Raw genomic sequence first — 943 nt, 5'->3', positions numbered from 1 at the left:
CCTGGCGGTCGATCACTTCCAGGTTGAAGCGGCCCTGCAGGCTGCTCTTGAGCCCCCTGACCTCGTAGAGCTTGCGTGGCGAATGTTCCTTGACCACGAACAGGCGATCACCGGCGCGGTCGTAGCCAAGCCCCTCGAAGCCCTGGTTGCCTCCCAGATCGATGCTCAGCGTCAGCGCCCGATGCTGCGTGCGGCGAATCGCGCCTCCGGGTTGCGTTGGAACGGCGACGGCGACCAGCGCGTGCTTGCGCTCCTCGGCCAGCAGCAAGAGGTCGTCGCCCAGGTAGGTCACGCCCTCGACATCCTCGAAGCCTTCGAGCGGGTAGCGTGCGATCAGCTCGCCTTCAGGCGACAGCCGCAGCAGTTGCTCCGGGTTGTTGACCACCGCCCAGATCTGCTGGCGATCATCATCGAAGCTGAGCCCGGAGAAGTTGTTGCCGACACCGGCGACCGGCTTGGCGTCGATCGCCACCCGGTATTCGGGCAACCACAGGCTGCGATGCTCCCAGGCATCCTCATGCCAGGAGGTCTTGATCCAGAAGTACAGCCGCTCATCGAGATGCAGCAGACGCAGGGAATAGGTCGCCAGCAGCAAGGCCAGCAACAGCGCCCATTTCCATGGGCTGAGGACAGGAAGCTTTCCAAGCATCCCCTTGGCAGCGGACAACATCGCAGAGCGCTCGCATGAAGGTGGATGAACGACAGCCTGCGCCCGTTTTGTTGCAATCGTGCGCAGTGCAGTCTCCGACTGCGACGAACACCCATGGGTTCTTCCACCAGGGGCAGGCAAACGTAACGGGACATTGCCCGCCGGGGCCGGCAACGACAGGCGGCACACAGTAGTGGCGATTCGACACTCATCTCCCCGTAAAAAGCGCTATGCTCTGGCGAACTGGCTTCTGTGATCACAAAAACTCCAGGAGAGGGCACCGACCTCTCCAGC

General features: G+C 62.7%; 1 protein-coding gene. It reads right to left on the bottom strand.

Going from position 1 to position 943, the window contains the following annotated elements; translation table 11 throughout:
• Positions 1–670, bottom strand: a 670-nt coding sequence (locus J0A65_RS24185) for an SdiA-regulated domain-containing protein (RefSeq protein ID WP_206596812.1), incomplete at its 3' end; no start/stop codon positions are given.
• Positions 671–943: the final 273 nt, after the last annotated feature.

It is taken from the genome of Bowmanella yangjiangensis, assembly GCF_017255015.1.
Lineage (GTDB): Bacteria > Pseudomonadota > Gammaproteobacteria > Enterobacterales > Alteromonadaceae > Bowmanella > Bowmanella yangjiangensis.
The sequence above is the reverse complement of the archived record's forward strand: the minus strand, read 5'-3'. Positions and strand labels throughout refer to the sequence as shown.